This window comes from Aurantimicrobium minutum (assembly GCF_029892845.1).
Lineage (GTDB): Bacteria > Actinomycetota > Actinomycetes > Actinomycetales > Microbacteriaceae > Aurantimicrobium > Aurantimicrobium minutum_B.
The window spans coordinates 261,604-287,776 of the sequence record NZ_JARXVT010000003.1 but is presented as its reverse complement, the minus strand read 5'-3'; the positions used below and the strand labels follow the sequence as shown (position 1 = coordinate 287,776).

The 26,173-nt window shown below is 45.0% G+C and carries 22 protein-coding genes and 1 tRNA gene; 16 read left to right on the top strand and 7 right to left on the bottom strand.

The annotated features are described in order from the left end of the window. The first annotated feature begins 2 nt into the window (after positions 1-2). Positions 3-1,022 carry a CDP-glucose 4,6-dehydratase gene (gene rfbG, locus M2118_RS05940; RefSeq protein ID WP_280795009.1) on the top strand — a complete coding sequence of 340 codons (1,020 nt, stop codon included), beginning with the start codon at positions 3-5 and terminating at the stop codon, positions 1,020-1,022. On the opposite strand, the gene M2118_RS05935 is transcribed toward rfbG, so the two are convergent. Together M2118_RS05935 and M2118_RS05930 are read right to left on the bottom strand one after the other, a co-directional pair. Then, positions 1,006-1,371 (bottom strand): DUF2304 domain-containing protein, encoded by a 366-nt coding sequence (locus tag M2118_RS05935; protein ID WP_280795008.1) that lies wholly within the window; start codon positions 1,369-1,371, stop codon positions 1,006-1,008. The genes rfbG and M2118_RS05935 overlap by 17 nt on opposite strands. A 4-nt stretch (positions 1,372-1,375) precedes the next feature. Then, a complete protein-coding gene (locus tag M2118_RS05930; RefSeq protein WP_280795007.1) occupies positions 1,376-2,107 on the bottom strand; it encodes a glycosyltransferase family 2 protein in 732 nt (243 codons plus the stop codon). A 75-nt stretch (positions 2,108-2,182) separates the two neighbouring features. Between M2118_RS05930 and M2118_RS05925 the strand changes: the two genes are divergently transcribed. Beyond that, positions 2,183-3,553, top strand: coding sequence for a hypothetical protein (locus tag M2118_RS05925; protein WP_280795006.1), 1,371 nt, complete (start codon positions 2,183-2,185; stop codon positions 3,551-3,553). On the opposite strand, the gene M2118_RS05920 is transcribed toward M2118_RS05925, so the two are convergent. Beyond that, a complete protein-coding gene (locus M2118_RS05920) occupies positions 3,550-4,458 on the bottom strand; it encodes an alpha-1,2-fucosyltransferase (protein ID WP_280795005.1) in 909 nt (302 codons plus the stop codon). The two genes, M2118_RS05925 and M2118_RS05920, sit on opposite strands and share 4 nt — an antisense overlap. 163 nt (positions 4,459-4,621) lie before the next feature. Further along, entirely contained in the window at positions 4,622-5,425 is an 804-nt protein-coding gene (locus M2118_RS05915) for a glycosyltransferase (protein ID WP_280795004.1), read from the bottom strand. 75 nt (positions 5,426-5,500) lie between these two features. Here M2118_RS05915 and M2118_RS05910 point away from each other — a divergent pair, with 75 nt between their 5' ends. Continuing rightward, positions 5,501-6,628 carry a glycosyltransferase family 4 protein gene (locus tag M2118_RS05910; protein WP_280795003.1) on the top strand — a complete coding sequence of 376 codons (1,128 nt, stop codon included), beginning with the start codon at positions 5,501-5,503 and terminating at the stop codon, positions 6,626-6,628. On the opposite strand, the gene M2118_RS05905 is transcribed toward M2118_RS05910, so the two are convergent. After that, a complete protein-coding gene (locus tag M2118_RS05905; protein WP_280795002.1) occupies positions 6,617-7,987 on the bottom strand; it encodes a hypothetical protein in 1,371 nt (456 codons plus the stop codon). The genes M2118_RS05910 and M2118_RS05905 overlap by 12 nt on opposite strands. Positions 7,988-8,158: 171 nt before the next feature. Between M2118_RS05905 and M2118_RS05900 the strand changes: the two genes are divergently transcribed. The 7 genes from M2118_RS05900 (at position 8,159) to M2118_RS05870 (ending at position 16,447) form a co-directional block, all read left to right on the top strand. Beyond that, positions 8,159-8,995: an ABC transporter permease gene (locus M2118_RS05900; RefSeq protein WP_280795001.1), complete on the top strand. Its 837-nt coding sequence runs from the start codon at positions 8,159-8,161 to the stop codon at positions 8,993-8,995. After that, positions 8,992-9,720, top strand: coding sequence for an ABC transporter ATP-binding protein (locus M2118_RS05895; RefSeq protein ID WP_280795000.1), 729 nt, complete (start codon positions 8,992-8,994; stop codon positions 9,718-9,720). The genes M2118_RS05900 and M2118_RS05895 overlap by 4 nt, the downstream gene beginning before the upstream one ends. A 31-nt stretch (positions 9,721-9,751) precedes the next feature. Continuing rightward, positions 9,752-10,648, top strand: a complete 897-nt coding sequence (gene rfbA, locus M2118_RS05890; protein WP_280794999.1) for a glucose-1-phosphate thymidylyltransferase RfbA — start codon at positions 9,752-9,754, stop codon at positions 10,646-10,648. 19 nt (positions 10,649-10,667) lie between these two features. Then, positions 10,668-11,684 carry a glycosyltransferase family 2 protein gene (locus tag M2118_RS05885; protein ID WP_280794998.1) on the top strand — a complete coding sequence of 339 codons (1,017 nt, stop codon included), beginning with the start codon at positions 10,668-10,670 and terminating at the stop codon, positions 11,682-11,684. 103 nt (positions 11,685-11,787) lie between these two features. Next, positions 11,788-13,182 (top strand): hypothetical protein, encoded by a 1,395-nt coding sequence (locus M2118_RS05880; protein WP_280794997.1) that lies wholly within the window; start codon positions 11,788-11,790, stop codon positions 13,180-13,182. Further along, the gene (locus M2118_RS05875) at positions 13,179-14,282 is read left to right on the top strand and encodes a glycosyltransferase WbsX family protein (RefSeq protein ID WP_280794996.1); all 1,104 of its coding nucleotides are present in this window, start codon (positions 13,179-13,181) and stop codon (positions 14,280-14,282) included. The genes M2118_RS05880 and M2118_RS05875 overlap by 4 nt, the downstream gene beginning before the upstream one ends. A gap of 8 nt (positions 14,283-14,290) precedes the next feature. After that, complete coding sequence (locus M2118_RS05870; protein WP_280794995.1) at positions 14,291-16,447, top strand: glycosyltransferase; 2,157 nt, start codon at positions 14,291-14,293, stop codon at positions 16,445-16,447. A 53-nt stretch (positions 16,448-16,500) separates the two neighbouring features. Here the strand turns inward: M2118_RS05870 and M2118_RS05865 are convergent. Beyond that, positions 16,501-16,573, bottom strand: a tRNA-Arg gene (locus tag M2118_RS05865). 59 nt (positions 16,574-16,632) lie between these two features. Here M2118_RS05865 and argS point away from each other — a divergent pair. After that, positions 16,633-18,297: an arginine--tRNA ligase gene (gene argS / locus M2118_RS05860; RefSeq protein ID WP_432418380.1), complete on the top strand. Its 1,665-nt coding sequence runs from the start codon at positions 16,633-16,635 to the stop codon at positions 18,295-18,297. Positions 18,298-18,319: 22 nt separating this feature from the next. Here the strand turns inward: argS and M2118_RS05855 are convergent, their stop codons facing one another. Continuing rightward, a complete protein-coding gene (locus M2118_RS05855; protein WP_280794994.1) occupies positions 18,320-20,200 on the bottom strand; it encodes a hypothetical protein in 1,881 nt (626 codons plus the stop codon). A 111-nt stretch (positions 20,201-20,311) separates the two neighbouring features. Between M2118_RS05855 and M2118_RS05850 the strand changes: the two genes are divergently transcribed. From M2118_RS05850 to thrB, 5 genes are all read left to right on the top strand, one after another. Continuing rightward, on the top strand, positions 20,312-21,277 hold the full coding sequence (locus tag M2118_RS05850; protein ID WP_280794993.1) for a PDR/VanB family oxidoreductase: 966 nt from the start codon (positions 20,312-20,314) through the stop codon (positions 21,275-21,277). Positions 21,278-21,375: 98 nt separating this feature from the next. After that, positions 21,376-22,806: a diaminopimelate decarboxylase gene (gene lysA, locus M2118_RS05845; RefSeq protein WP_280794992.1), complete on the top strand. Its 1,431-nt coding sequence runs from the start codon at positions 21,376-21,378 to the stop codon at positions 22,804-22,806. Next, complete coding sequence (locus M2118_RS05840; protein WP_280794991.1) at positions 22,803-24,131, top strand: homoserine dehydrogenase; 1,329 nt, start codon at positions 22,803-22,805, stop codon at positions 24,129-24,131. Before lysA ends, M2118_RS05840 begins: the two co-directional genes overlap by 4 nt. A 1-nt stretch (position 24,132) precedes the next feature. Further along, a complete protein-coding gene (gene thrC, locus M2118_RS05835) occupies positions 24,133-25,218 on the top strand; it encodes a threonine synthase (protein WP_280794990.1) in 1,086 nt (361 codons plus the stop codon). A 14-nt stretch (positions 25,219-25,232) separates the two neighbouring features. Next, on the top strand, positions 25,233-26,168 hold the full coding sequence (gene thrB, locus M2118_RS05830; protein WP_280794989.1) for a homoserine kinase: 936 nt from the start codon (positions 25,233-25,235) through the stop codon (positions 26,166-26,168). Positions 26,169-26,173 lie beyond the last annotated feature (5 nt).

The following is a 26,173-nucleotide window of genomic DNA, read 5'->3' as shown; positions in this document are numbered from 1 at the left end:
CAATGCATTACCTGATAACGGGTCACACCGGATTCAAAGGAGCCTGGCTGTCTCTGTTACTCAAGCAACAGGGACACCAAGTTTCAGGTATTTCACTTGCCCCTGAACCGGGCGCACTTTTTGAGGTTGCTGGACTAGATGCCGACTTAGAACACGACATTCGCCTCGATATTCGAGATGCAGCGGCGACTGCAAAAGCTGTTCAGCATGTTTCACCTGAAGTAGTTTTCCATCTTGCCGCACAACCATTGGTTCGTGAATCATATTTAGAACCAAGACTTACTTTTGAGACCAATGTGATGGGTACCCTCAACGTTATTGAAGCAGTAGCAAATACTGATTCAGTAAAAGCGCATGTGGTGATTACCACAGACAAGGTTTATAAAAACGTAAATCGGGTTGAGGGCTACAAAGAAGATGAATCTTTAGGCGGGGATGATCCTTATAGTTCGTCCAAAGCTATGGCAGACATAATGACCCAATCTTGGATAAAGAGCTTCCCTGGAATTCCTACTGCTATCGCACGTGCTGGAAATGTAATTGGCGGAGGCGATGTCAGCAAGGATCGCCTCTTAGTAGATCTCCTACAAAGTTTTTCTCAAGGTGTACCGACTTCAATTCGTTACCCAGATGCTGTACGACCATGGCAACACGTTTTGGACTGCGTAAATGGTTATGTGGCACTTGCCGATGAGCTATTAGCTGGTGGCGGTTTAGGGGAGTGGAACTTTGGTCCGGCCCCTGAAAGTTTTGTCTCTGTGCGGTCCATTGCAGATGCTGCTTCCAAGCTTTGGGGAGATGAGGCAAGTTGGATTGATGAATCGTCGGGGAATCACCTCCACGAAGCTGGATTGCTTGCTCTGGACTCAAGTAAATCTGAAGCTCAGCTAAATTGGCGCAATAAGTTGAAATTTGATGACAGTCTTGCATGGACAATTGCGTGGAAGAAACGCTTACTCTTGGGCGAGAATGCCAGAGATGTAACTGTAAGCCAAATTAAAAACTTTATTTCGATTCCCTAGGCTTATCTTCGATTTTTTTCAGTCTTATTTCCAAAAGGGCTACTTTTTCAACAAGTTTTTGATTTTGTCCTTCTATTTTGGTTAATTCCGCACTGTGTTGAAGTGCAACCAAAAACAAAATAATCAGGCTCAGAAAAAAAACAAGGTTAATTGGTGCTTTGAAGCCTAAACTGGCGCCTATCCAATCCAAAAAGGGTGGGTAGATGCTGATGACTAAAGCAAAAACTCCAAGTAAAAGCCACCATGCTGCATGGCGCTCTCGGAGTTGGCGGCGACGAAGAAGCTCAACCACAAGGATGAGTACAAATGCCGCCGAAGCTATTCCAAGAATGTATTGGATTGTCATCATTGCTCTATTCAGATCGGTTTGTGGGTGAAAGGGAGGGTCTTATAAATGCGAATAGAACAGCAAGACCAACTCTGGCTAAGAACAGTGTTGCCTTAATTGGACTCTGAGAAGGGGTGCCTTGAAGTCGAGGGCTCATAGTCACAGGAACTTGGGTGATAACGAAGCCTGCCCGCGCTGCTAAAACTAAAGATTCAACGGTGTCACCTAGGTATTCAACCGGGTAGTTGCTTGCAAACAATTCGATTGCTCTTGGCCCTGCCGCTCGGAAACCGGAGGTAGTGTCTGTCAATTTGATCCGCGCTGTTCGGCTGAGTACTTTCGCCAGAAAAGACATAGCCCATTTTCTTGGCCCGTTAGCAACATAATCGCCTTCGCCAGCAAATCTGGCGCCGATCACTATGTCTGCATTTGTGAGTTCTTTCAGAATTTTGGGGGCTTCTGCTGGATTATGTTGCCCGTCGGCGTCGATTTGGATAACTGCTGTGTATCCATTTTCAAGTGCAAACCTGAACCCAAGTCTCATTGCACCACCAACACCCAAGTTAAATGGAAGGTCTGCTACCAAGGCACCTGCTTCAAGTGCCACAAATGCAGTTCTATCCAGTGAGCCATCGTTTACGACTAAGCAGGTGACGCCGGGGAGTTCATTGCCAATTTGCCTGACTACGTTGGCAACAGAAAGTTCTTCGTTAAGTGCAGGGACGACAACAAGTGTTGTTGTGTAATCTACGCCCATGCATAAAAGCTTAGCTCTCCTGACTACGGCTATGTTTATATGAAAGAGAAGTAAGCAAATGTGGGGTTGCCGGTAATGACAGATAGCTTGATGGAGCGTCATCCGTTGAAATCCGCGAAAAAGTTTTGGCTTAGTTATTGGGTTCCGGTCTCACTCTTAGCCATCTCTGTTGCGTATTTGACGACCGTGACCTTAATGCATACCTTTTCCACTTCGCCGATAGATGAATGGGTTTACATCGACTATTTGGTGAAGATACCTTCGCAATGGATAGTGCGGAAGGGAGAAATCGTTGATCCATTCGTTCTCAACCTTCTTGCTTGTCACGGAACAAGTCCATTCGGCCCCATAGGGACACTTTGCGGTGAAGTACCGGTGTTATCGGACTTCCCCAACACTGGTATTTCTACTGCTGACCCTTATACCCCTTTGTATTTTTACTCAGCATTTGGTGTGGGGGAGCTCGTTCATTTCATTACTGGTCTTCCTGAACTGACAGGGTGGAGGCTCTCAGGTGTTGTGTGGTTCTCAGGATCGATTTTCTTTTTTTGGTTGCTATTGCGGAAATGGGCAGTTTCAAACCTGACCATATTTGTTTTTGGACTTTTGCTCCTTTCTTCTCCATTTGTGTGGTGGACATATACATACGTGAGCACAGACTCAAGCTCGCTCTTTTTTGGAGCACTACTTCTTTTTGTAGCAACAAAATATATTCGAAATGAAATCGCCGGTTATTGGTTCGTCATTTTTGCTGTCGTTGCTTCACTTTTTAAGATTATTAATTTGATTTCTGTGGGTGTTGCTGCAGCGTACCTACTTGCTGACACAATTTGGGTTTTCACTCAACGACGCCATGGCGATTCAGCATTTTCTCCCAACAAAACAACGAAAACTCTTGTTTATCAAGGGTTAATCGGGCCAATCGCACTTGCTCTTGGAGCAGGAGCACAATGGGCGTGGCTCCGTATTAATTCTTTGATGGCAGCAAGCACTCTCTCAGCGGATCAAGGAGCCTCGCATCCATTTGGTATTGAAGAATTATTCATTCAACTAACCAGTTTTTTGCCTAGATCTATTGCTTCTGGGGCAGTAGATGAGTACATACCAGGATTTGTGTATGCTCCACTTTCGTGGCTCACAATCGTCTCAGTGCTGGCTGCAGTGCTCGTAACTTTGAAATACCAGAACCATTTCCCTTTGGTTGTTGCCGTGGCAGCATCTGCACTTCTCGCGGCGCCGTTGTTAGCGGTAATGCTCACACTCGTGACACATAGTTACTTTCAACTCCCGGCCAGATATGGTGCAGGTTTAATCCCTGGGATGTTACTTCTCGGCGGATTAGTAATTAAGGCAAAGTGGCCTTTGTGGGTGTTTATGGCCTATGCAATTTCGCTGTTAGGCCTGGGAGTTTGGTTTTCGCATTATCTTGCGTTTCTTGCCCCTTAGCGGGCATCGAGTGTTATCCACTCTGGTAGGAGTAGGTCAGCAGCTGCAGATCCATTGCTTTGCCAAGGCCTTGGTGCCACGATTGGTTTCTGGTTATCCCTTGTCATTAGCCATGCCGCCCACCAGCTGAACGATGAATTACTCATAATGAGTCCGGAACCCTGTGATAGAGCTCTAATCGCTCCGAATGAAGTTAATTCTGAGTCGTTGAAGATTGAAAAATCATCTAGGGATGCAAATTCTTTGGCTACCAATTCTGGGCTGTCTGTAAATATGGTCATTTCATTCACGTGAATTAGCTCGCTAATAAGACGTTTGGATCGTGCAAAATATTCAACGCCGGCTATTCCATGGTGTGCTGCTACAACGGGGTCAATATAGTCGCCTCTCCTTACATGTGCGTGTGTAGTTTGAGAAGCATTGAGCTCTGCTACTGCGCGTTTATCAGCAGGAGATAACTCGCATGACAGCATGATTTCTTTAAGTTCATTTTTAATAGATTCGAAATATTTGTATGACTGAAAATAGCCATATAAAGTCGTACCTTTTTTTATTTCTAAAATTGAAGAGTTATACCCAGCAGCTTTCTCCCTGAAAACGTTTAGTTTTCTGGAATTGCTACCGGGTAAACGCAGTAATGAAGGTCTGCGTGGGGAATTACCAGTCCATGGAGAATCATCATCAATAACCACCCCAGGTAGCCCAAGACCGATAAGTTCGGGTTTACGTGGTGTTTCTTTGTGTCGATCTAGAGGATCTCTTTTTGAATACTTAGAAATATCTACGTACAAATTGCAATTCAGTCTTTTTGACTGTGCGTATGCCGCCGCATAAATAAAAAGCTGGTTGCCCAGCCCTCCTTGAAGATAGGCGCAAACTCCGTCGGTAATGTCTATTTTTTTCATGAATTCTTGAACATCATCTCTTTGTTTCTCAACACGGTAAAAATGTAAATTTAGTGTCTACCAATTTCTGAACGTGAAATTGTCAACGTGTCTCGCTACATCACGCAAACAATAAGTCTTGTGCCAAACAACCATTAGTTTGTGAACGAATATTGGGGCAAAATTAGGATTTTCGTTCGTATCCTGGCTTAACGATTTTGTAGTACCTCAAATATTGAACTGCTTGCCAAACCAAAGCTTTTATCGCGTAGTTGAGATACGAATCACCCAAGTTCTTCGATAGCTGCTTGCGGGCAATCAGGACCTTTTGGATGTGAGACCCACGAGGTGCAGCTCCACGGCTCACCTGGCCGGGATGAACTCTGTACTGGGTAAGTAACTCATCCACATTTCCAATTGGACCGAGCAATGCAAGTCGGAGTATAAATTCGTAGTCCTCCATTTGCCTGATGGATGGGTCGTATCCGCCAGCTTCGTAGAAAGCATGTTTTTTCATCAATAACGATGAATGGGGGACAACGTTTTGAAGTATCAGATGTTTTCTTACATCAGGCCCAGAAGGGTATTTCAATTCAGAAATTTCAGCACTCTGGTCGTCAATTCGCATCACACGTGTCCCGGTAGCGACCGCTCCTGGAATTGAAGTTAAGTATGCGACTTGAGCTGCAAGCCTTCTTGGTGAAGACACGTCATCGCTGTCTAATCTCGCGATGAGGTCGTATTCGGCATGCCTAACCCCAAGGTTCATCCCAGCTGCCTGTCCAACTCTTGCGGGCGAATGAACGATTGTTACTCTGGAGTCGGTATGCCAAGACTTCGTCGGGTCAGGTTCGATGCCGTCGTGAACAACTACGACTTGAACAGATACATCCTCCTGATTGAGGATGCTGTGAACCGCTTCATCAAGCCAAGTGTCATATCGAATCATGGGGATAATTACAGAGATGCCAACCAATGAAACACCCATCCCTCAACTTATTACGAACTTTAATGAGAATACCGTGAAGCCTTGGTAAGCAGGTTGGTGACATACGATTTGAATATGAGTTTGAATAATGGTCAGAAACATTTTCTGTTTTTGGTCAATAATTACCCACCTAAAACAGGGGGAGTAGAAAACCATGTTTACAATCTCGCCAAGTCGCTGGTTAATCTTGGTCAGCTATGTACAGTTGTAACGCTTTCGAAAGAACCGTCACATTCAATTGAAGACGGGATTTCTGTAATTCGAATCAAACGAGGATTTGGTTTCGGAGATGTGATTTCTTTCCCGACTTTCCTCGGTTTTCAGAAGGTGAATTCAATAATTGAGGATTTACAACCCTCTGTCCTCTCAACTCACACACGTTTCTTTCCAATGACTTGGATTGGTGTTTTTCTTGGTCGTAAAAATCGGATTCCAGTTGTTCATACAGAACATGGTTCTGGCTTTGTGCGGGGAGTTGGGTTCTTAGTAGGGCTCATGAGTCGCGCAGTAGACCTCACTCTAGGGAAATACTCGCTGAGGAATTCAACCCTAGTCCTGGCTGTCTCAGAGAACGTCGCAGATTTTGTATATAAATTAGCCAAAATTCAGTCTGAAATTTTCTATAACGCAGTTGATCTCTCAACTCAAGAAGTATCAAACCAAAAACTTATTAGTAGTGGTAACCCTAGATTTGTTTTTGTAGGGAGACTTGTTCCAGGCAAAGGTGCAGATAAAACTCTCAAGGCAATCGCATTACTCAAAGAAGATGGATTTTCCCCTACTCTCGAACTCTTGGGGGATGGATCAGAGATGCCCAATTTGCAGTTGCTAGCAAACAAGCTTGGGCTCACAGATGAAGCTTTATTTAAGGGCAAAGTTTCCCAATACGAAGTGATGCGGACTCTGTCTAGCTCGGTTTATGTAAACCCAACTGAACTCTCAGAAGGATTTCAAACGACACTCCTTGAGGCAGTCGCAGCAGGCGCACAAGTCGTTACCTACAACGCACCTGGTGTGGCGAAACTTGTTAGCCAGGGAGCGCCTGTGAGAGTCGTCACCAGTGACTCTGTTGATTCACTAGCCAAAACTCTGAATGATGCAGTCAGCCATCCCTTGCCTAAAATTCAACCATCGTTATTAGAATTTTGGTCGTGGGAATACAGGGCTAAAGAATACCTGCAGATAACTGATTTACCCGCCTAGTTCAACTGTGGAAATTACCCAAGAAGCTGCAATCAGCCCAAGAAGTAGAGCTAAGCCATAGCTGGAAATGAACCACAGCGCAATTTTGTTTTTCATTGTAAATAGTGCGGGTAAGAGCACTGCCGCCATCACAGGGGCCATATATCTTGGTGGAAGCACAAAATAGGACCCAGCCATAACTTGAAGTGCAAGAGCTAATACTGGACCAGCTACTACCATCGTTATTACTCCAGTAACAATGATGGGGTTTCGTGAATTCCCTTTTTTCATAGACCAAAATGCAGCCAGGACTCCACCGACGATAATCCACATCAAAGGAGTAAGGAGGTAGTCAGGTAGAGGGAGTGTAGTGAGTCCTGGTAAGCCATTTACTGGAATAGTCATTCCAAGCGTCGAGGTTGTAAGTGAAGTTAAGCGCAGAAGTTCATACCAAGTCAATGCACTGTTGATTCCTTGGTCAACTGATGCTGAAGTTGCTGCAATCGCATCATGGAATTTGAGCCAAGAAATCTCGGCAATCACTGATAGCCCTATGGCAAGCCCAGAGACAAACAGTGCTTTCCAAAAATTGAAGCTAATACCTTGACTAGTAACAAGTGAATCTTCAGATCGACTTTTGCGCTTCCAATAAATGGAGTAAATCAGCAGGAAAAGTGCGATGGAACAGACAGCGAGGATGTTCGTAACTTTGAAAAGAGTTGCTATAACTGAGACCAAAATGAGTACCCAGGCTGGGACAGTTCCGCGAACGTATTTTGAAGCAAGAAGAAGCAATAAAGCTCCAAAGAAAAATGATGGCGCATCAGTACTGACGTATGTATAAGCCCAGTATGAAAATGGTGAGCCGATGATGATGAGCCCGATTGCAAAAATAGCTATTTTGGGTGCCTTCCAAAGGCGACCTAATCTATAGAAGGTAATGAGGCCGGCACACAGCCATAAAATATTTGCCAGTCGCCAAGCTGCGACTTGTCCGACTCCAGGGATGATGTCGAAAATCCACCCTAAAAGCCACGTAAACCAAAAATAAAGGGGAGTGTATGGGTCTGTCGTAACTATTCCACCATTTGGGAAGGTAGTTGGGTCGTAGTTACTCCCACAAGCTCCTCCCATTATCCCGAAGGGTACCTCGCCTTTGCAGGCCATGAGTTCCATAGCTTGATTGCCATAAAACTCACCCTTGAGGACAATTCCTTGACTTGGGATTTTAAATAGGTAGTCCAGGTATCCCCACTCATCAAAGAGGGACATGATGTTGCCATGAAGAAGACTTGCGGTTCCAAGTCCCAAGAATCCAATCAGAAAAAGGGAAACGGGAACCCAATTGGATAAAAACTTAGTTCTCAGTGACTCCAGCATTTTATTCCTTCAACTACTTGCACCGAAGATATCTTCAGCTGTGAGTTTATATCTAGGCTTGGTTGCTAAACTCGACTCTATGTTCCTCCAAAAAAGTAATGTGCCATTTATTTACAATTCGGCCATTTTTCTGATTCTGGAGAAGACTTTCGCTAAAGAGCGGAGTGCCTAATGTCTTACATCAAAGATGTATTTGGGTCCAGAGAACTCATGCTCAATCTCGCAGTTCGAGAAATAAAAGGCAAGTACAAAAAAACTATTCTCGGTCAGCTCTGGTCGCTGGCAAATCCGCTTGCCTTGATGCTTGTTTACACCTTTGTATTTGCTTTCGTATTTCGAGTAACACCTGGTCCTGGAAATCCCAGCGGTATTGATTCTTTTGCGTTATGGCTGCTCTGCGGGTTACTTCCTTGGCTCTTTTTTGCTAGAGCACTCAGCGCAGGTGTTCAATCCCTGGTCGCAAATGAGTCACTTATACAAAAGGTTTATTTTGCCAGGGTTGTTTTGCCCATATCTGATGTTGTAGCGATTGGGTACAACTGGCTTTTTGAGATGTTAGTTCTTTTGGTAGCTTTAGTAATTGCTGGGGCAAAGGTTTGGATTACCTTGCCATATTTGCTTTTGATAATGCTCTTGATGTTTGTATTTGCAGTGGGCTTGAGTTTGATTCTGTCGATTGTGAATGTGTACTTCAGAGATACTGAACATCTCATTTCCATAGCACTGCAGTTGTGGATGTACCTGACGCCTGTGATCTATCCACTCAGTTTGGTGGCGACACAATCAGAAAAAATGGGGCCATTATTTGGTTCGAATATAACGCTGATGGATGTGTATTCCTTAAATCCCATGGAACAGTTCATCAATGTTTTCAGGACAGTCCTCTATGACGTAACTGCTCCTAGTGCTACATCCCTCTTGACCTGTTTCCTGTGGTCCTTTGTTTCACTTGCATTAGGAGTTTTGATCTACTCCAAAAAAGATAAAAATTTAGCGGAGGCATTATGACGAATGCTGTTGAGGTTCGAAATGTCTCAAAATTATTTAAGCTTCATCATGAAAGAAACCAGAGTCTCAAATCTGCAATTATGCGGGGAAGAATTTCTCGTTATGAAGAATTCACTGCGGTAAATGATGTAACCTTCGACGTCAAAGCTGGTTCTACTTTCGGATTGATCGGAAGTAACGGCTCTGGAAAGTCAACTTTGCTGAAGTGCCTCGCCAGGATTTATTCGCCTAACAAGGGCTCAATTACTTACAACGGACGGATGGCTGCATTACTTGAGGTTGGATCAGGATTTCATCACGAGTTATCGGGCAAAGAAAATATTTATCTCAATGGCTCGATTCTCGGGATGTCGAAAAAAGAAATCGATTCAAAGTACGACGAAATTGTAGATTTCTCGGGGGTTGAGCAGTTCATTGACCAGCCAATTAAAAACTATTCATCAGGAATGTATGTGAGGCTTGGTTTTTCTGTTGCCATAAGCGTTGAACCAGATATTTTGGTTGCTGATGAAGTATTAGCCGTTGGTGATGAAGCATTTCAAAGAAAATGCTTAGATAAATTCAAAGACTTCAAAATGTCTGGAAGAACTGTAATTCTTGTTAGCCACTCGATGGAGTCGATAAAAGATATGTGTGATCAAGCAGCGTGGCTTGAAAAGGGAAATCTTCAAGTTGTCGGGGAAAGCAAGGACGTAGTTTCTCAATATCTTAAATCTTTGGGATAGATGAGAATGTATATAGAACGAGGGAAGTAAATTGCGCGGAATTATTCTTGCAGGCGGGTCGGGGACCCGTTTGTGGCCAATTACTAAAGGCATCTCAAAACAGTTAATGCCCATTTATGACAAGCCAATGATCTACTACCCACTTTCTACATTGATGCTTGCCGGAATTCGTGAAATATTGATCATTTCTACACCCGAATATAAGTCTCAATTTCAAGCTTTACTAGGTGATGGTTCAGAGCTGGGAATTCAACTTCATTATGAGGTTCAAGAGTCACCAGATGGCTTAGCTCAGGCTTTTATCATCGGAGAACAATTTATTGGTGAAGATAATGTCGCTCTCGTACTCGGCGACAATATTTTCCATGGAGAGTCTTTAGGTACTGCACTCTCTAATAATGCAGACAAATCTGGTGCGACTATCTTTGCTTATCACGTTTCAAACCCTAAATCATATGGTGTCGTTGAATTTGATAGCAACAATCGAGCAGTGTCAATCGAGGAAAAACCCGAATATCCAAAAAGTAATTACGCTGTTCCGGGTCTATATTTCTATGACAACAAGGTTGTCGAAATTTCTAAAGGTATCGTTCCAAGTGATCGAGGGGAACTCGAAATTTCTTCTGTAAACCAGCGTTACCTGGAACTTGGAGAACTCAACGTTCAAACACTTGACCGAGGTACCGCCTGGCTAGACACCGGGACATTCGAATCAATGATGCAAGCTTCAGAATACGTTCGTGTAATTGAAGATCGCCAAGGATTTAAAATTGGATGCATTGAGGAAATTGCATGGCGCAATGGTTGGATTTCTTCAGAGGAACTCTCTCTCCAAGCGAATGCACTTTCAAAAAGTGGTTACGGAACATATTTGAGCAATCTTCTGGTAGAAAATTCTGAGCGACTATCGTCAACTACCTCAAATTAAAGGCGCATACACTTTGAATATGGTCGCTTCAAATCAACAAGTTAGCGTTTCTGCTGTAATTGCTCTATATAACGGTGAAAGACACCTCATTGATGCAATAGAAAGCATTTTGAACCAGACACAACAGGTTGCGGAAATTCTAATCGTCAACGATGGTTCTAGTGATTCTTCAGTTGAGATTTTGAATCAATATTTAAATCGAAACCCTCGAGCTAGAAAAATTGTCAAATTATTAGAACAAGACAATAACGGACAAGGTTCAGCTCGAAATGCAGGTGTGAAAAGTGCTCAGGGGGATTTGATAGGTTTCTTAGATCAAGACGATACCTGGGAGCCCACCCATGTTTCCGAAATGGTTCCTTTTTTTGCTGACAATCCAAAACTCGGCTGGGTATACAGCGATTTCAATGAATTTGACGACCAGAATCGATTTATTCGAAGGCAATTTTTAGCAAAACAAGAATACATCCCACCGGTAAATTCAGTTTTTGGGCTAATTTCACAAGATTTGATGATGCTACCTTCCGCTTCATTAATAAGACGGGAAGCTTTCCTCAGTGTTGGTGGTTTCGATACCCAATTTAGAGGATATGAAGATGATGATCTTTTTATGAGGATATTTGTTGCTGGTTGGGCATACGAATACACTCCAAATGCACTAATTAATTATCGAATTCATCCTCATAATTCATCAAGAAACCATTCTTTCCCCAAAAGTCGGATTAAGTTTTACAGGAAATATTTGAGTTTTTTTAACCCTGATTCCGACTATTACCCCAAATTTATTCATCAGCATCTAGCTCCAAGAATGATTTCGGCCGCGATTCACGATGCAACTGTTGCTGCAAGAGATAAAGATTTTGAAGGGCATCAAATTGCGATTGATTTTCTTAACGAAATATTTGATGACACAGGTTTTAATTTTCGTAAAAAATTAGTTCTCAAGATTGCAAAAAGACCTACAATTTTGAAATTAGCTTTGAACGTTCGCGGATATAAGAATGTTTTCAGTTCACGAAAGAACGTTTCTTACTAACCCCTAGGATTAAATTATTATTGGGGGCAAAGCAAATTCATGTTCATTTATGTTTGATGCTCTATTTCTTTTTTAGTGGGATATTTAGTGAAGAGCGGGAACTATGAATTCAAACAAATATAACGCCACATACAAAGTAGGCCTTGTAATTATTTGGCCGCTTCTTGTTGCAGCACTACTTTGTTTTGTTTATTACCCAGGATTTATGTCTTACGACTCAATTCACGCATTGACAGGAGCGCGCGAAGGGGTTTCTGATTCAATTTGGCCTCCAATGGTGAGTTATATCTGGTGGTTTGTTGATCGAGTTTCTGATAACCCTTCAATGATGCATTTTGCTCAGGTCTCACTTTTATTAGTAGCCATTTCGAGTTTGGTGTATTCCCTTACAAAAAAGGTCTCTGCGAGTATTGCTTTCCAATTTGTTTACCTTTCAATCCCAGTTATCGCAGGGACGATAACAGTCATATGGAAAGACGTATTAACGGCCGCATTTCTACTCGCCGGGTTCGCAATTGCAGTGGCTGTTAGGAAAGTCAAACGTAGGTCACTTTTTTATTTAGCAATTACTTTTTCTTTTGCCCTGATTTTCATTGGTATATCAACTAGGCACAATTCTGTTAGTGCAGCTTTCCCATTAATAATCGCAATAGCTTGGTTTATTGCGGAGCGAATAATTAAACAACCCAAACGCCAAGTATTCTTTGCGCTTATTGCTGGCTTTGTTATTTGTATTTCCTTTTTTGGAATCAAAACTCAGCTCGACCACTATTCACTTCCTACCTTCAATCAGCTTGGAGGCACAGAAGAATTCTTCCCACCAATTCAAAAACTTGAGTTAGCTGGAGCAAGTATTTGTAGTGGAGAAAACCTTTTTGGGAATTCAGCTCCAGGTATGACCCTTGAAGAAATTTCTAAAACTTACGATCCAAGGCATGTAAATCTTTCACAAGGTCTGCTTTCTCAAGTGAAATCTGGCAAAACATTAAACGATGCCTGGCTTAAAGCAATACAAGAACAACCATTTTGTTTCACTCATCAGCACCGCCAAATGGCTAAATATTTATTAGGGCTGAACTTCGGAGATCAATTTTTAATTACAGATCCTGGTATTTCTGAAAATCCTTACGGAATTGCACTTCAGCCATCATCCCTCAGAGACAAACTTGTATCAGCAACCATTTCGAATTCTGGCCTCTTTTTCTTAAGGCCGTGGTTCATTTTGATGTTGTCAACAATTGCTATTGTGTTGGTTGTTTCTTTTAGGAAATGTCGTGAGCTATTTTCTAGTCGATTGCTGATTTTAGGAAGCCTTTATCTTGCGGGAGTTGGGTATCTCACCGGATTAATTCTGTTTGGAAATGCAGCCGATGCCAGATTGCCGTTTTTTGCGACTACGGCGTTCATGATTGTCTCCTTTGTAATTTATTTTGAGTTACTGAGCGAACTAGTACGATCCAAAATAAATACCGGTTCTAAAATTGGTATTGAACAATGAAGGAGAGCATAGAAATTCCTTCGCAAGTTACTCCCAAAGTCCTCAGTTTTTACTTGCCCCAGTTTTATCCCATACCGCTCAACGACGAATGGCATGGAAAAGGGTTTACAGAATGGACAAGAGTTACGGCAAGTAAACCAAAATATTCTGGCCATGATCAGCCCCGAGTTCCGCATGCTGATATAGGACACTATCGTTTGGATAATCCTGAAATCCTTCGCAAACAAGCCTCCTTGATGGAAAGGGGTGGTGTGTATGGTCAGATTTTCTACCATTATTGGTTCGGGGGTACTCAGATCCTTGAAAAACCTGCGCAAATCTTGTTGGAGAACCCTGATATTCCAATGAATTTCTGTTTTTGTTGGGCCAATGAATCATGGTCTCGAAAATGGGACGGAGGAGCTGGAGAGGTCATACTTGATCAGGATTATTCGCTTTCAGATGCCGAAAATTTTATCAAGTATTTAATCCCCTTTTTTCGTGATACAAGATACGTAAAAGTAGCAGGAAGACCGGTACTTTTTGTTTACAGAACTTCAGATATTCCTGGTTTGGGATTTATCGTGGAGACCTGGAACGCAATCTGCTCCGCAGCAGGTCTTTTGCCCCCATACCTGATTACGATTCAAACGGGTGACACTTTTGATGCAGCAAATTCGGGTTTCTCTGCAGAAGCCGAACGCCCTATTTATCACATGCAAGAATTAGAAAATCTTCCCAGATTTCAATCGATTGAGCTAAACAACATTAAAGGCCATGTCATCGAATATGAAGATGTTGTCAATCTCTACACAAATTACACAAGGCGGGGGCATCTTCCTGTAATTCCTGGATTAGTTGTTTCCTGGGACCCTTCACCAAGGCATGGGACTAATACCTTAATTTTGAAAGGGCGTTCGCCAGAGCTTTACAGAGAATGGCTTATTGACGCGTTGCGATACTCTTCATCAAGATTTGCTCAGGAAGAAGCCTTTGTAGTGATTAATGCATGGAACGAATGGGCAGAGGGAGCTTATCTAGAACCCGACAATTCACATGGATATGAATTTCTTGATGTAACGCGTGAAGCACAAGAGATCTTTACTTGGGACGTCAAGTAGGTATACCCATGAATTCTTTCAAGAAATTTCTATTGTTGATGACTGAACAATTTGTTCGAGTCAGTATCTACCTTTTTGTTAGAACATTTAAATTTATTCCTGCTTTCAAGAATGTTTCAATTGCAACAGTTATCGATTTATTGAGGACCTCAAGGGGGTTACTTCTCCCTGAAGAGATAGATCAACGACTATCCGAATCAACAAAATTTCATTTGCGCAGGAATCGTGCAGATACGGCGAAAGATTTTGGTGAGCAACTACATGCTTCACTAACAATTCTTAACTACTATTCGGACGAAGAGTTTGCAACAGCTTCTCATTTCGGTTCCCAAATAGCCAAGCTCGGTCTTGAATATGCTTTGGTTAGGGGATTTAAATGCGCTCATTATCCAGACTTGGATTTGAAAAATACTCCTGACCCCAATTGGCTTTACAACATTTTGGGAAAACAAAATTGGAGCTCAGTTGTAATCGCAGAAGCATCTTGTTTACAGGATTTTTCATTGAACGACATACTTCGATTGCACATTCAAAATCTTGCTGATGAAAAATCACTTATAAATTCGTTCAGAGTTGTAGCTAGCCCTATTGGTCATGTTCAGTGGGGTTTTGACATATTCAGAGCAGAAGAAGCAAAATATATCGATGTCAGACTCTGGGGACTCTCCCGGAGGGCATTTGAAATTTTTAATCGAGATGCAGCTTTGCTGTCAGGTTCAGTTACAGAAATTGCTTCAAATCTTTCGATGAAGCTAGCCGGTAGAGGAATTTCGGTCAAGCAAATTCCAATCGAAATATCAGAAACGCTATCAAACGCTCTTCGATTAAATGTTGGTTGTGAAACTTGTTGGGAAGTTCTTGCATCAGCACAATCTGACCTCAGAACACTGCGTTTCAGGGCTTTGCCAATTGACAAATTAATTCCAGTCAATACTTCGTTGCCACTAAATTCTGGGAAAAAAAGAATATTACTTGTGCAACCGATAAGTGGTGGTGGTTTACCTGCAACAACATCCAAATTATTTGGTCAGTTGGAAGATAACTTCGACATTTTTACCTTGGTTTGCGATCGTGGCCGTGTCAGATTGTCAATTGGTGCGGACCAAGTTCATGAGTTATTTGAAGTTGAACTCCCAAATCCGGTAGAGCCTTTTTCTCACAGAAGTAGTGATTATGACTATCTCTTTTCCGTTATTCTCGGTCACCTCGATATTGACATAATTCAAATAGAACATATGGCTTGGCAAAGTATTGGAATTAAGGAAATTTCAAGTTATTTCAACATTCCATATTTCTTCACCTTTCATGATTATTATTCTGTTTGCGCTTCTCATAATCTCCTTGATGAAAATCTAGTTTTTTGCGGAGGAGTTTGCACTTCAGGTACTGGTTATTGTCAGACTGCGCTCTGGCCAAAATATGAGTTGCGCTTTTTGAAAAATGGATTGGTTCATCGCTGGCAAGAACAGATGGGTCAATTTCTATCTGGTGCATCTGGCATATTTGTACCTTCGAAATCAGCTGGGTCAGATTTAAGGACAATTTTCCCTCATCTTCAGTCAAAAATCAGGGTCGCTCCTCACACCACTTCAGTTCAATTTGATGTCAGAGCTTCGAAAGATCAAGTGATTCACGAGAAGTTAAGAATTTTGGTGCTTGGTGACATAGGCCCCCACAAGGGAGAGTACAAAGTTCGTAAATTTGCAGAGTACGCAAATTCCCACAACTTCGAGATTCATTTATTAGGACCATTGAGGAAACTCTTAAGTGAAAACGTCAAGAACTATGGGCCTTATTCAGTCTCAGATTTGCCTTCCCTAGTCAATAAAATTCAACCTCAGGTTGCTTTTCTTCCTTCGATAACTCATGAAACATTCAGTCATGCCTTAACAGAATTGCTATCGCTCGGCATTCCTGTAGTTGCTTTTTCAGGTTCTGGTGCTGTTGAGGAGAGAATCACCCAAGCAGGTGTCGGTGTGATAATCGATCCTAAGAATTCCCCGGAACACTGGATAATGCAGATAAATGAAGAAGTTTTATCAAAAACTGCATTCGAAACACTTTCCCGAAATATAACAAAATGGCAAACGAAGAATAGGAATTTCTCTGCTAAAGAAATGTCACTCAAATATTTAGATGAATATGAAAGTGCTTTAGGTAGCTAGATATTTCAAAACAGTCAGTTGATGAATTTCACCAACTTATTTTGGGAAACTAGTGCCCTCGAGAGGATTCGAACCTCCGACCTTTGGTACCGGAAACCAATGCTCTATCCCCTGAGCTACGAGGGCGGGACAGAACTAGGCTATCAGTCAAGCTATGGGCATCCCGGCCGATAGAATTGAGCATTGTGACCCCTCAAGACCTAGCTCGTGAACTTTTTGAGCGCATCATTCTCGTTGCTCAACGTGGAAACAACGACGTTTCCTCCCTTTCTGTTGATGACGTTGTTCTTGAGCGACCAAAAAACCGCGACCACGGCGACTGGGCATCCAGTATTTCTCTCAAACTTGCTAAGCCTTGGGGATTGAACCCGCGTGAGCTTGCGACCGAACTTGCAACTGAACTCGAATCAGTTGAAGGAATTGCTTCTGTTGAAGTTGCAGGACCTGGATTTATCAACATTCGTCTTGATGCGGCATCAGCTGGTGCTCTAGCGAAAACCATCGTTGAAAGTGGTACTGAATACGGTCGCGGTGATGTTTACCGAGGCGTGAAACTCAATCTTGAGTTCGTCTCTGCAAACCCCACAGGCCCTATCCACATGGGCGGCACACGCTGGGCTGCCGTGGGTGACTCGCTAGCTCGTATTCTCTACGCAGCTGGTGGTGAAGTCACACGTGAGTACTACTTCAACGACCATGGTGCACAGATTGACCGCTTCTCTCGCAGTCTTATTGCGGCACATCTCGGCGAACCTGCTCCCGAAGATGGTTATGGAGGGGCATATATCCATGACATTGCAGCCCGTGTAACCACTGCGTATGCGAACGATCTGACAGTTCTTCCTCGAGAAGAAATGCAGGAAGTATTCCGTTCCCTAGGTGTGGAACTCATGTTTGGTGAGATCAAGGCCAGCCTGCATGAGTTTGGTGTGGACTTTGATGTGTACTTCCACGAGGACTCGCTTCACGAATCAAGAGCAGTAGAGCGAGCTGTTGAGCGACTCCGCCAACAGGGCCACATCTTTGAACAACATGGAGCTACTTGGCTCCGCACAACAGATCTAGGTGACGACAAAGACCGTGTAATCATCAAGAGTGATGGTCAGGCCGCCTATATTGCTGGTGACCTTGCGTATTACTTAGACAAGCGTGAGCGTGGCTTTGATCGCAACATCATCATGTTGGGTGCTGACCACCATGGTTATGTTGCCCGCATGATGGCAATGTGCGCTGCATTTGGAGACGAACCTGGTGTGAATCTCGAAATCATGATTGGCCAGATGGTCAATCTTGTTCGTGACGGAAAGCCCATGCGCATGAGTAAGCGTGCTGGAACCATCGTCACCCTTGAAGACTTGGTTGAAGCCGTTGGCGTGGATGCTGGCCGTTATGCGCTTGTGCGTAGCTCTAGTGACTCGCAGCTTGATATTGATCTTGACCTTCTGGGCAAAAAGACCAATGACAACCCTGTCTTCTACGTGCAATATGCCCACGCCCGAACCTGTGCTGTTGCGCGGAACGCAGAAGCATCTGGTGTGCGACGCGAGGATGGTTTCGCTCCAGAACTCCTAGATCACGAAGCTGAATCACAGCTTCTGGGTGTTCTACAAGAGTTCCCTCGCATTGTTGCTCAGGCTGCTGAACTTCGTGAACCGCACCGCGTTGCACGCTACATCGAAGAAGTAGCAGGCTACTACCACCGCTGGTATGACAAGTGCCGTGTTATTCCACAGGCAGAAGAAGAAGTAACAGATCTTCAACGCACACGTCTATGGCTCAACGATGCGACCGGTCAGGTTATTCGCAATGGTCTTGGTTTGCTCGGTGTTTCTGCACCGGAGCGTATGTAAAAACGCAGTATACAAACCATTTTTAATATTTGTAGAATGCGTACATTTCAAGATCACCATCAATAGCAACGCCATTTATTGATAACTGCCCTTTGAAATAGCCATCTGTAGGCGTTTGCCATAAGCTGAGTGATTTATCACGATCTAAATTTCCTGAACTTGTTACTTTTACGAAGTACGTTTTTCCGGCAGAATCCATCTTTGGTTCAAACCAGAGGTATGTTTTTTTCACTTCAGATATTTTTGCTGCTGGCATGGATTCTTTCGCCACAATCTTTCCCAAACTGTCTGTGACGGAAATTGTGACGAAGCCTTCATTAGATCGTCTATAAGTTGCCGCGCGAATTGCAATTCCTGACAACTTATCTTTGCTAGCAACAAATGACTGCTCAATTGTGTCGCTTTCAAGGAGTTCAGGGGTTACAGAAGTTGCATCTTTTCCAATTGTCTCTGTGTCCATGCTGTAAGCCGGTGCGCCTGGAGAAATGTTTTGAGCAATTGAAAGTGGAACAACGAAAGCAAACAAGGTCGGAATTGTCCAGATTGCCGGAATGAGAAGCGAACGAGAAATCCAAACCCAAGGTTTTGGCATCTTAAAAGAAAGTGCAAATTTAGGGCTTACCGACTCAACGAGCAAATAGATCAGAGGGCTAATAAAAAACAGTTCAAGCACATATTTAAATTCACGAGTTCTGGCGGCCTCATATATGTCACTGAGAATAAGTTGATGGTGATTAAATATGTTTGAAAATGCCCCTCTTTCTATCATTGGGCTATCGACGTTGTACATCCACCAATTAACCACGCACCAAATGAAGCCAAGAAAAGCAATTGCTTCCCAAACGAGAAAAGTGGTTGGCCTCTTGTAATATCCGACCGCCATGGCAAAAAAAGGTGTCATGATAATCAACCACTGTGGGTGCCAAACTACGACCTCGAACATAACTCCGTATGATGCACAGGCAGCGAAAACGGCGTGTTTGGCCAATGATTCACTATTTGGCTTTATCCGCCATAGATAAAAGCATCCAATAATAAACAGAATGGCGACGAAGGAAGTTAATTGCTCATTGGAGGTGTTACCGGTTTTAGAAGTCAGCAGTCTGAATGCAGATTCCCTAAATACTGGGCTTCCTGAATAAAGAATTACCTGCAAAAGAACAGCAAGCGAGGATAACGCGAAAAGGTAAAGAATTTTCCAAATTGATTTGTATTTAAGAACTACTAGCGGGACAAAAATTACAAGAGCAAAAAACTTGAGCGATATGGCAATTGCGAAGAAAAGGACAAATTTCCCAGTATTACCTCTGAGGTAATACAAGAAACCAAGCAGAGTAAAGAACAAACCGATTACGTCGTACTGCCCAAAGACTGTAGCTGCGAATAATGCAAATGGAGAAAGAAGATAAGTAAAAATAACTACTTGTTGTCTTTTTGTTTCGTTGGGAAATAGCTCTCGAGCAATGAGGTTGACCACAAGTAACGTTGAAAACAAAAACAAAGCAAGTAATAACTTTGCCCAAACTATTTCAATTGGTAGGAGTGCAAAACCTAAAGAATCATCTGAAGCAAATCCAAAAAGCTTGAGCGGAATAAACCAGATTGCAAAAACTGCATATAACAGCGGAAAGTAGTCATTACCGCCAACGATGACTTTATTTACATCGTAAAAATCGAGAAAGTGTCCATCTAAAAATGCGAAAGAAGATTTGGTTGTGTGGCTTAGGTCACCTTGATTGAAAACCAGAACACTAAAAATCGTTGATATCAAGAAAATAACTAAAGCGAGAACAGGCAGCCCATTAAAGGAAGTAAATACTAGCTCGCGAAATTGTTTCACGATATTAGGGCTAGTTACCCTAACTTTGTTAATTCCCATTTGATTGCTGTTGACCCGCTTCATAAATAAACCTAATTCCCCCGATGAAGTTAATACTTCAGGGGTTAAGGTTATCTATATTCATACTTTTTATGTGTACCCCGACTTATAAATGAAACTTAAAGTGAGCTAGAAATGAATTATTTTTCTACGCATGAAGAAACAATGCAGCTGTTGAGGATTGTGAACAGAGTTACTCCAGCTAAGGGAGTAGTTGAGCTGGAATTTGTTAGAGCTGATGGTGGAGTGCTTCCTCAGTGGGCGCCGGGCGCTCACATAGATCTAAAATTAGACAATTCTGTAACCCGACAGTACTCACTCATGAAAGGCTTGTTGGAGCCCACAAATTGGCGAATTGCAGTTTTAATTGAAGAATTTGGTCGGGGCGGCTCTTTATTTATTAGTAAATCAGTCCAAATGGACACCGAGTTAGTAAGCGTTGGACCCCGAAACCATTTCCCTCTTGTTCGAGCAGAGAATTATTTATTTATTGCCGGTGGCATAGGTATCACCCCAATAGTCCCAATGCTTGAGCTCGCAGAAGAGGAAGGAATTCCCTGGAAACTTGCTTATTTGGGGAAATCATTGGAGACGATGGCATACGCGAGTGATTTGCTTTCAGCTTATGGGGAAAAAGTTCAGCTCTATCCAAAGGATCAAGGGAAAACATATGACCTTGAAAAGTCAATAGCCACGGTTTCGGAAAACACACATGTTTATTCATGTGGCCCAGAAAGATTAATTACCGCGCTTGAAAATTCGATGGTCGAAAACTTAAATAATCTGCATGTGGAACGTTTCCACCCAAGAGAGATTGTGCTCACTGAGCCAAATAGTGAATTCACTGTCTACTGCAAAAAATCTGATGTGGAACTTCTAGTACCAGCCGATGAAAGTATTTTGATGGCTGCAGACTTTGAGGGAATTGACATACCTGGAGACTGCATGGAAGGTACCTGCGGCTCCTGTGAAACAAGAGTAATTGAAGGCGAAGTAGATCACCGCGATTCGGTTCTTTCTGCTCAAGCTCGGGCTGAGGGAGACACAATGATGATTTGCATATCCAGGGCTAAGGGAAATCGACTGGTGATTGACCTCTAGTAGAATTCATATGTCGAATACGACATAGGCTTCAGGGACCAAGCCGGGTCCGCTCGCCCACACTTTTACTCTGATTTTTCATCTCAAGAGGTATTCCTGTGGTTGCTAATCCGCTTGCTCCACACTGGCTCGATGCCAGTGTCGATGACAATGCGTTGATTAGTGGCATTTGGTCATCAAATATCTTTCGTAATGACTCAGGTGAACTCGAAGTCGCAGGTATTTCGGCATCCGAATTGGCTTCTGAGTTCGGCACTCCCTTATTCGTTGTTGACGAAGCTCATGCACGTAATCGAGCTGAGCAAGTTCGAACCGCTTTTGATTCAGCGATGGATGTTGTTGGAGCTAAGGCAAAGGTCTACTACGCAGGTAAAGCGTTCCTCTGTACTGAAGTAGTGCACTGGGTTTCCGACGCAGGACTCAACGTTGATGTCGCAAGTGGGGGAGAGCTCGCTGTTGCGCTCGCCGCGGGACTCGATCCAGCCCGCATCGGCCTGCACGGAAACAACAAGTCTCAGGCTGAAATCGAGCGTGCTGTTGATCTCGGTGTCGGCACTATCGTGATTGATTCTTTTGTTGAGATCGGACGAGTCGAGGAAGCTGCTCGCCGTGCTGGTAAAACACAACGCGTTCGCCTTCGCGTCAACAGTGGTGTTCACGCCCACACCCACAGCTTCTTGGCTACCGCACATGAAGATCAGAAGTTCGGCATCACCATTTCTGACGCTCCTGGGCTAGTTGCTGAGATTCGCTCTCATGATTCCCTTGAGTTTGTTGGTCTGCACTGCCACATCGGTTCTCAAATCTTCGGAACTGACGGTTTTGCCGAATCAGCTGCACGTTTGCTCACTCTGCACGCAGAACTTCTCAAGGGAGGTCCGGTCCCTGAGTTGAACCTCGGTGGTGGCTTCGGTATTGCTTACACTCCAGCGGATGAACCCACTGCCATTGAAGACATAGCTCAGGAAATCGCATCTGTGGTTTCTGCTGAGTGTGCTCGCCTAGGTATTGAGATCCCAGTTATTTGTGTTGAGCCAGGTCGTGCAGTCATTGGCACATCTACCTTCACGCTTTATGAAGTGGGAACCACCAAGGACGTAACTGTCGACGTTGTTGACGAGTGCGGCGTCTCCAGTGGAGAAACTGCTGTTCGCAAATATGTCAGTGTTGATGGTGGAATGAGCGATAACGCTCGCCCTGCTCTTTATGGAGCGGATTACTCAGTTCGTATGGCTAATCGTGTTTCCGATGCAGAACCAGTACTGGTCCGTATTGCAGGTAAGCACTGTGAATCCGGAGACATTCTTGTCTATGCGGATTACCTCCCGGGAGATGTCGACCCAGGGGATTTACTTGCCATTCCTGCGACTGGTGCATATTGCTGGTCACTAGCCAGTAACTACAACTACTTAACACGACCTCCGGTCGTGGCCGTGAAAGACGGGGTCGCACGCGTGATTGTGCGCGGCGAAACCGAAGAAGACCTATTAGCGCGCGACATGGGCGTTATCCGAAAGGCACATCAATGATTGAGTACCGTAACGTCCGCGTAGCTTTGCTTGGCGGTGGAACCGTCGGAGCACAGGTTGCACGACTGCTTCTCGAGCACAAAGAAGAGTTTGCTTCCCGTGTGGGAGCAAGCCTTGAGCTCACCGGTATTGCCGTGCGCAACCTGGACGCAGCTCGCTCTGCTGATCTTCCTAAGGAACTCTTCACCACCGACGCAGAATCTTTGATTCTGAGTGCTGACATCGTGATTGAGGTCATGGGCGGGCTCGAGCCTGCTCGCAGCTACATCCTGCAAGCTATCAACTCAGGTGCTGACGTTGTCACGGCTAACAAGGCACTGCTTGCGACTCACGGAACCGAGCTGTTCGAAGCAGCTGAGCGCGTAGGCGCTCAGCTTTACTTCGAGGCTGCTGTGGCCGGAGCTATTCCCATTATTCGCCCTCTCCGTGAAAGTCTTGCTGGTGACCGCGTCAAGCGCATCATGGGCATTGTGAACGGAACCACCAACTACATCCTGGACAAGATGGACACTGAAGGTGCGTCATTTGATGACGCGCTCGCTGTGGCTACCGAGCTGGGATACGCAGAAGCAGATCCCACTGCAGATGTTGACGCTTTCGATGCTGCTCAAAAGGCTTCTATTCTCGCCAGCCTCGCATTCCACACCACTATTCCCCTTGAAAGTGTTCACCGCGAAGGTATTCGTGAGATTTCGGGTAAGACCGTTGAATTGGCCAAGAAGGCTGGATACGTGGTCAAGCTCCTTGCCGTCTGCGAGCGCTTGACCGACCCGGCCACCGGTGAAGAAGGTGTTTCAGCCCGCGTTTACCCTGCATTGATTTCTCGTGAACACCCGCTTGCTGCGGTGCACAAGGCCAACAACGCAGTCTTCGTTGAGGCAGAAGCAGCCGGCTCACTGATGTTCTATGGCGCAGGCGCTGGTGGTCCTGAAACTGCTTCTGCAGTTTTGGGTGACCTGGTATCTGCTGCCCGCCGCCACGTCATTGGCGGCCCTGGTTTGGGTGCGTCAACGCACGCTAACCTGCCTGTGTTGCCCATTAGTGCGATTACGACTCGCTACCACGTGACTCTGTCGGTTTTTGACCGTCCTGGTGTTCTTGCATCCGTCGCAGAAGAGTTTGCTAAGCACGGAGTTTCGGTCGAATTGGTTGAGCAAGGCACATTTGGCAGCGAGGCGGTGTCTGGAGAGGCTGCTCCGACGGCTACGCTAGTTATTGGCACGCACGCAGCTCTTGAGTCTGATCTGGCGGCCACCGTTTCCGCTCTCGCGCAGCTGGATGCCGTGAGCTCAGTGGTTTCGGTTCTACGAGTTGAAGGAGCCTAAATTGGCACACCAGTGGCGTGGCGTTCTGCCCGAGTATGCAGACCGCCTGAACATTTCTGATGCGACCCCCATCATTACCTTGGGTGAAGGTGGCACGCCACTGATTGAAGCTAAGGCTCTCTCGGCACGCACCGGTGCACGTGTCTTCGTGAAGTATGAAGGAATGAACCCAACGGGTTCATTCAAGGACCGCGGTATGACCATGGCCATCTCGAAGGCTGTTGAGCACGGCGCTAAGGCTGTTATCTGTGCTTCCACTGGTAACACCAGTGCTTCTGCAGCTGCGTATGCAACCCACGCTGGCATTTCTGCTGCTGTTCTGATCCCTGAAGGCAAAATCTCCATGGGTAAGCTCAGCCAGGCTGTTGCTCACAATGCAGAAATCATTCAGATCCAAGGTAACTTCGATGACTGCCTCGACATTGCTCGTGACCTTGCAGCTAACTACCCTGTTCACCTCGTGAACTCGGTGAACCCTGACCGCATCGAAGGCCAGAAGACCGCTGCATACGAAGTTGTAGAAGTTCTTCAGGACGCACCTGACTTCCACTTTGTTCCTGTAGGTAACGCTGGTAACTACACCGCCTACTTCCGTGGCTACAGCGAAGAACTCGAACGCGGCGCAGCCACCAAGCTTCCTCGCATGTTCGGTTTCCAGGCAGCTGGTTCAGCACCCATCGTGCTAGGCCACCCCGTGAAGAACCCAGAGACTCTTGCCAGCGCTATCCGTATTGGTAACCCGGCTTCGTGGGAGTTCGCACTCGGTGCACGCGACACAAGCAATGGCTACTTCGGTGCCATCGATGACGCAGGCATCCTTGCTGCTCAGCGCATCCTTTCTGCAGAAGTGGGCATCTTTGTTGAGCCTGCATCTGCCATCTCTGTTGCAGGTCTGCTGGAACGTGCCGAGAACGGTCACATCCCAGCTGGATCAACTGTTGTACTGACTGTGACTGGTCACGGCCTCAAGGACCCCCTCTACGCTCTCAAGAAGGCAGACGGCACTGAAGTGGCTCCTACTGTCGTTCCCGTGAGCACTGAAGATGTTGCAGGTGTACTTGGCCTTGTCAAGGGCGCTTCGCACTAATGTCCTCAGGGGCCATGCAGGTGCCGGTAGGCAGAGCGGTTACCGTTCGCGTACCGGCTACTTCGGCAAACTTGGGCCCCGGCTTTGACACTCTTGGTCTTGCTTTAGGTTTCTACGACCAGCTCGAGGTATCTACTCGTTCCGAGCCTGGTGCAACTGTTGAGGTAATTGGCGAAGGTGCTGCAGATAGCGCAGCGCCGGTTTCTACTGATGCTTCCAACTTGGTTGTTCAGTCCATTGCTCACGCTTTCGCGCATGCGGGGGTGGCAATGCCAGGACTGAACCTTCGTGCACACAACCAGATTCCTCACAGCCGTGGCATGGGCTCTTCCAGCGCAGCAATTGTTTCTGGTTTGGTTGCTGCTCAGGGACTTCTCGAAGGAATCTGTGACTTCGACGCAGATACATTGCTGCGCCTAGCTACTGATCTTGAAGGCCACCCTGACAACGTCGCACCCGCGCTGTTTGGTGGCCTGACTATCGCGTGGACCACAGAAGATGGCCCACGCTGCAAGCGTTTGCTTGTTCACCGAGGTGTTTCACCTCTGGTACTGGTTCCTTCCTTCACCATGTCGACCAAACAGGCTCGTGCATTGCAACCAGAGAATGTGCCTCACGAAGACGCCATCTTCAATGTGTCTCGTTCGTCCCTTCTTGTCGCTGCTCTCACTCAGAGCCCAGAACTTCTGTTCGAATCAACAGAAGACAAACTTCACCAGGACTATCGAGCTGAGGCTATGCCTCAGACCAGCACTCTGATCAAGCTGCTTCGTGAACACGGTTTTGCAGCAGTGGTTTCTGGCGCTGGTCCATCCATTTTGGTGCTGTGTTCTGATCCTGCACAGCGCGTTGAGGCAGCAAAGCTTGTTGCCCAGCACGAAGAGAGCCCTTGGCGTGCTCTCATGCTTGCTGTGGACTTTGCAGGCGCTTCTTACGCACCTGCTGAATAAAGAAC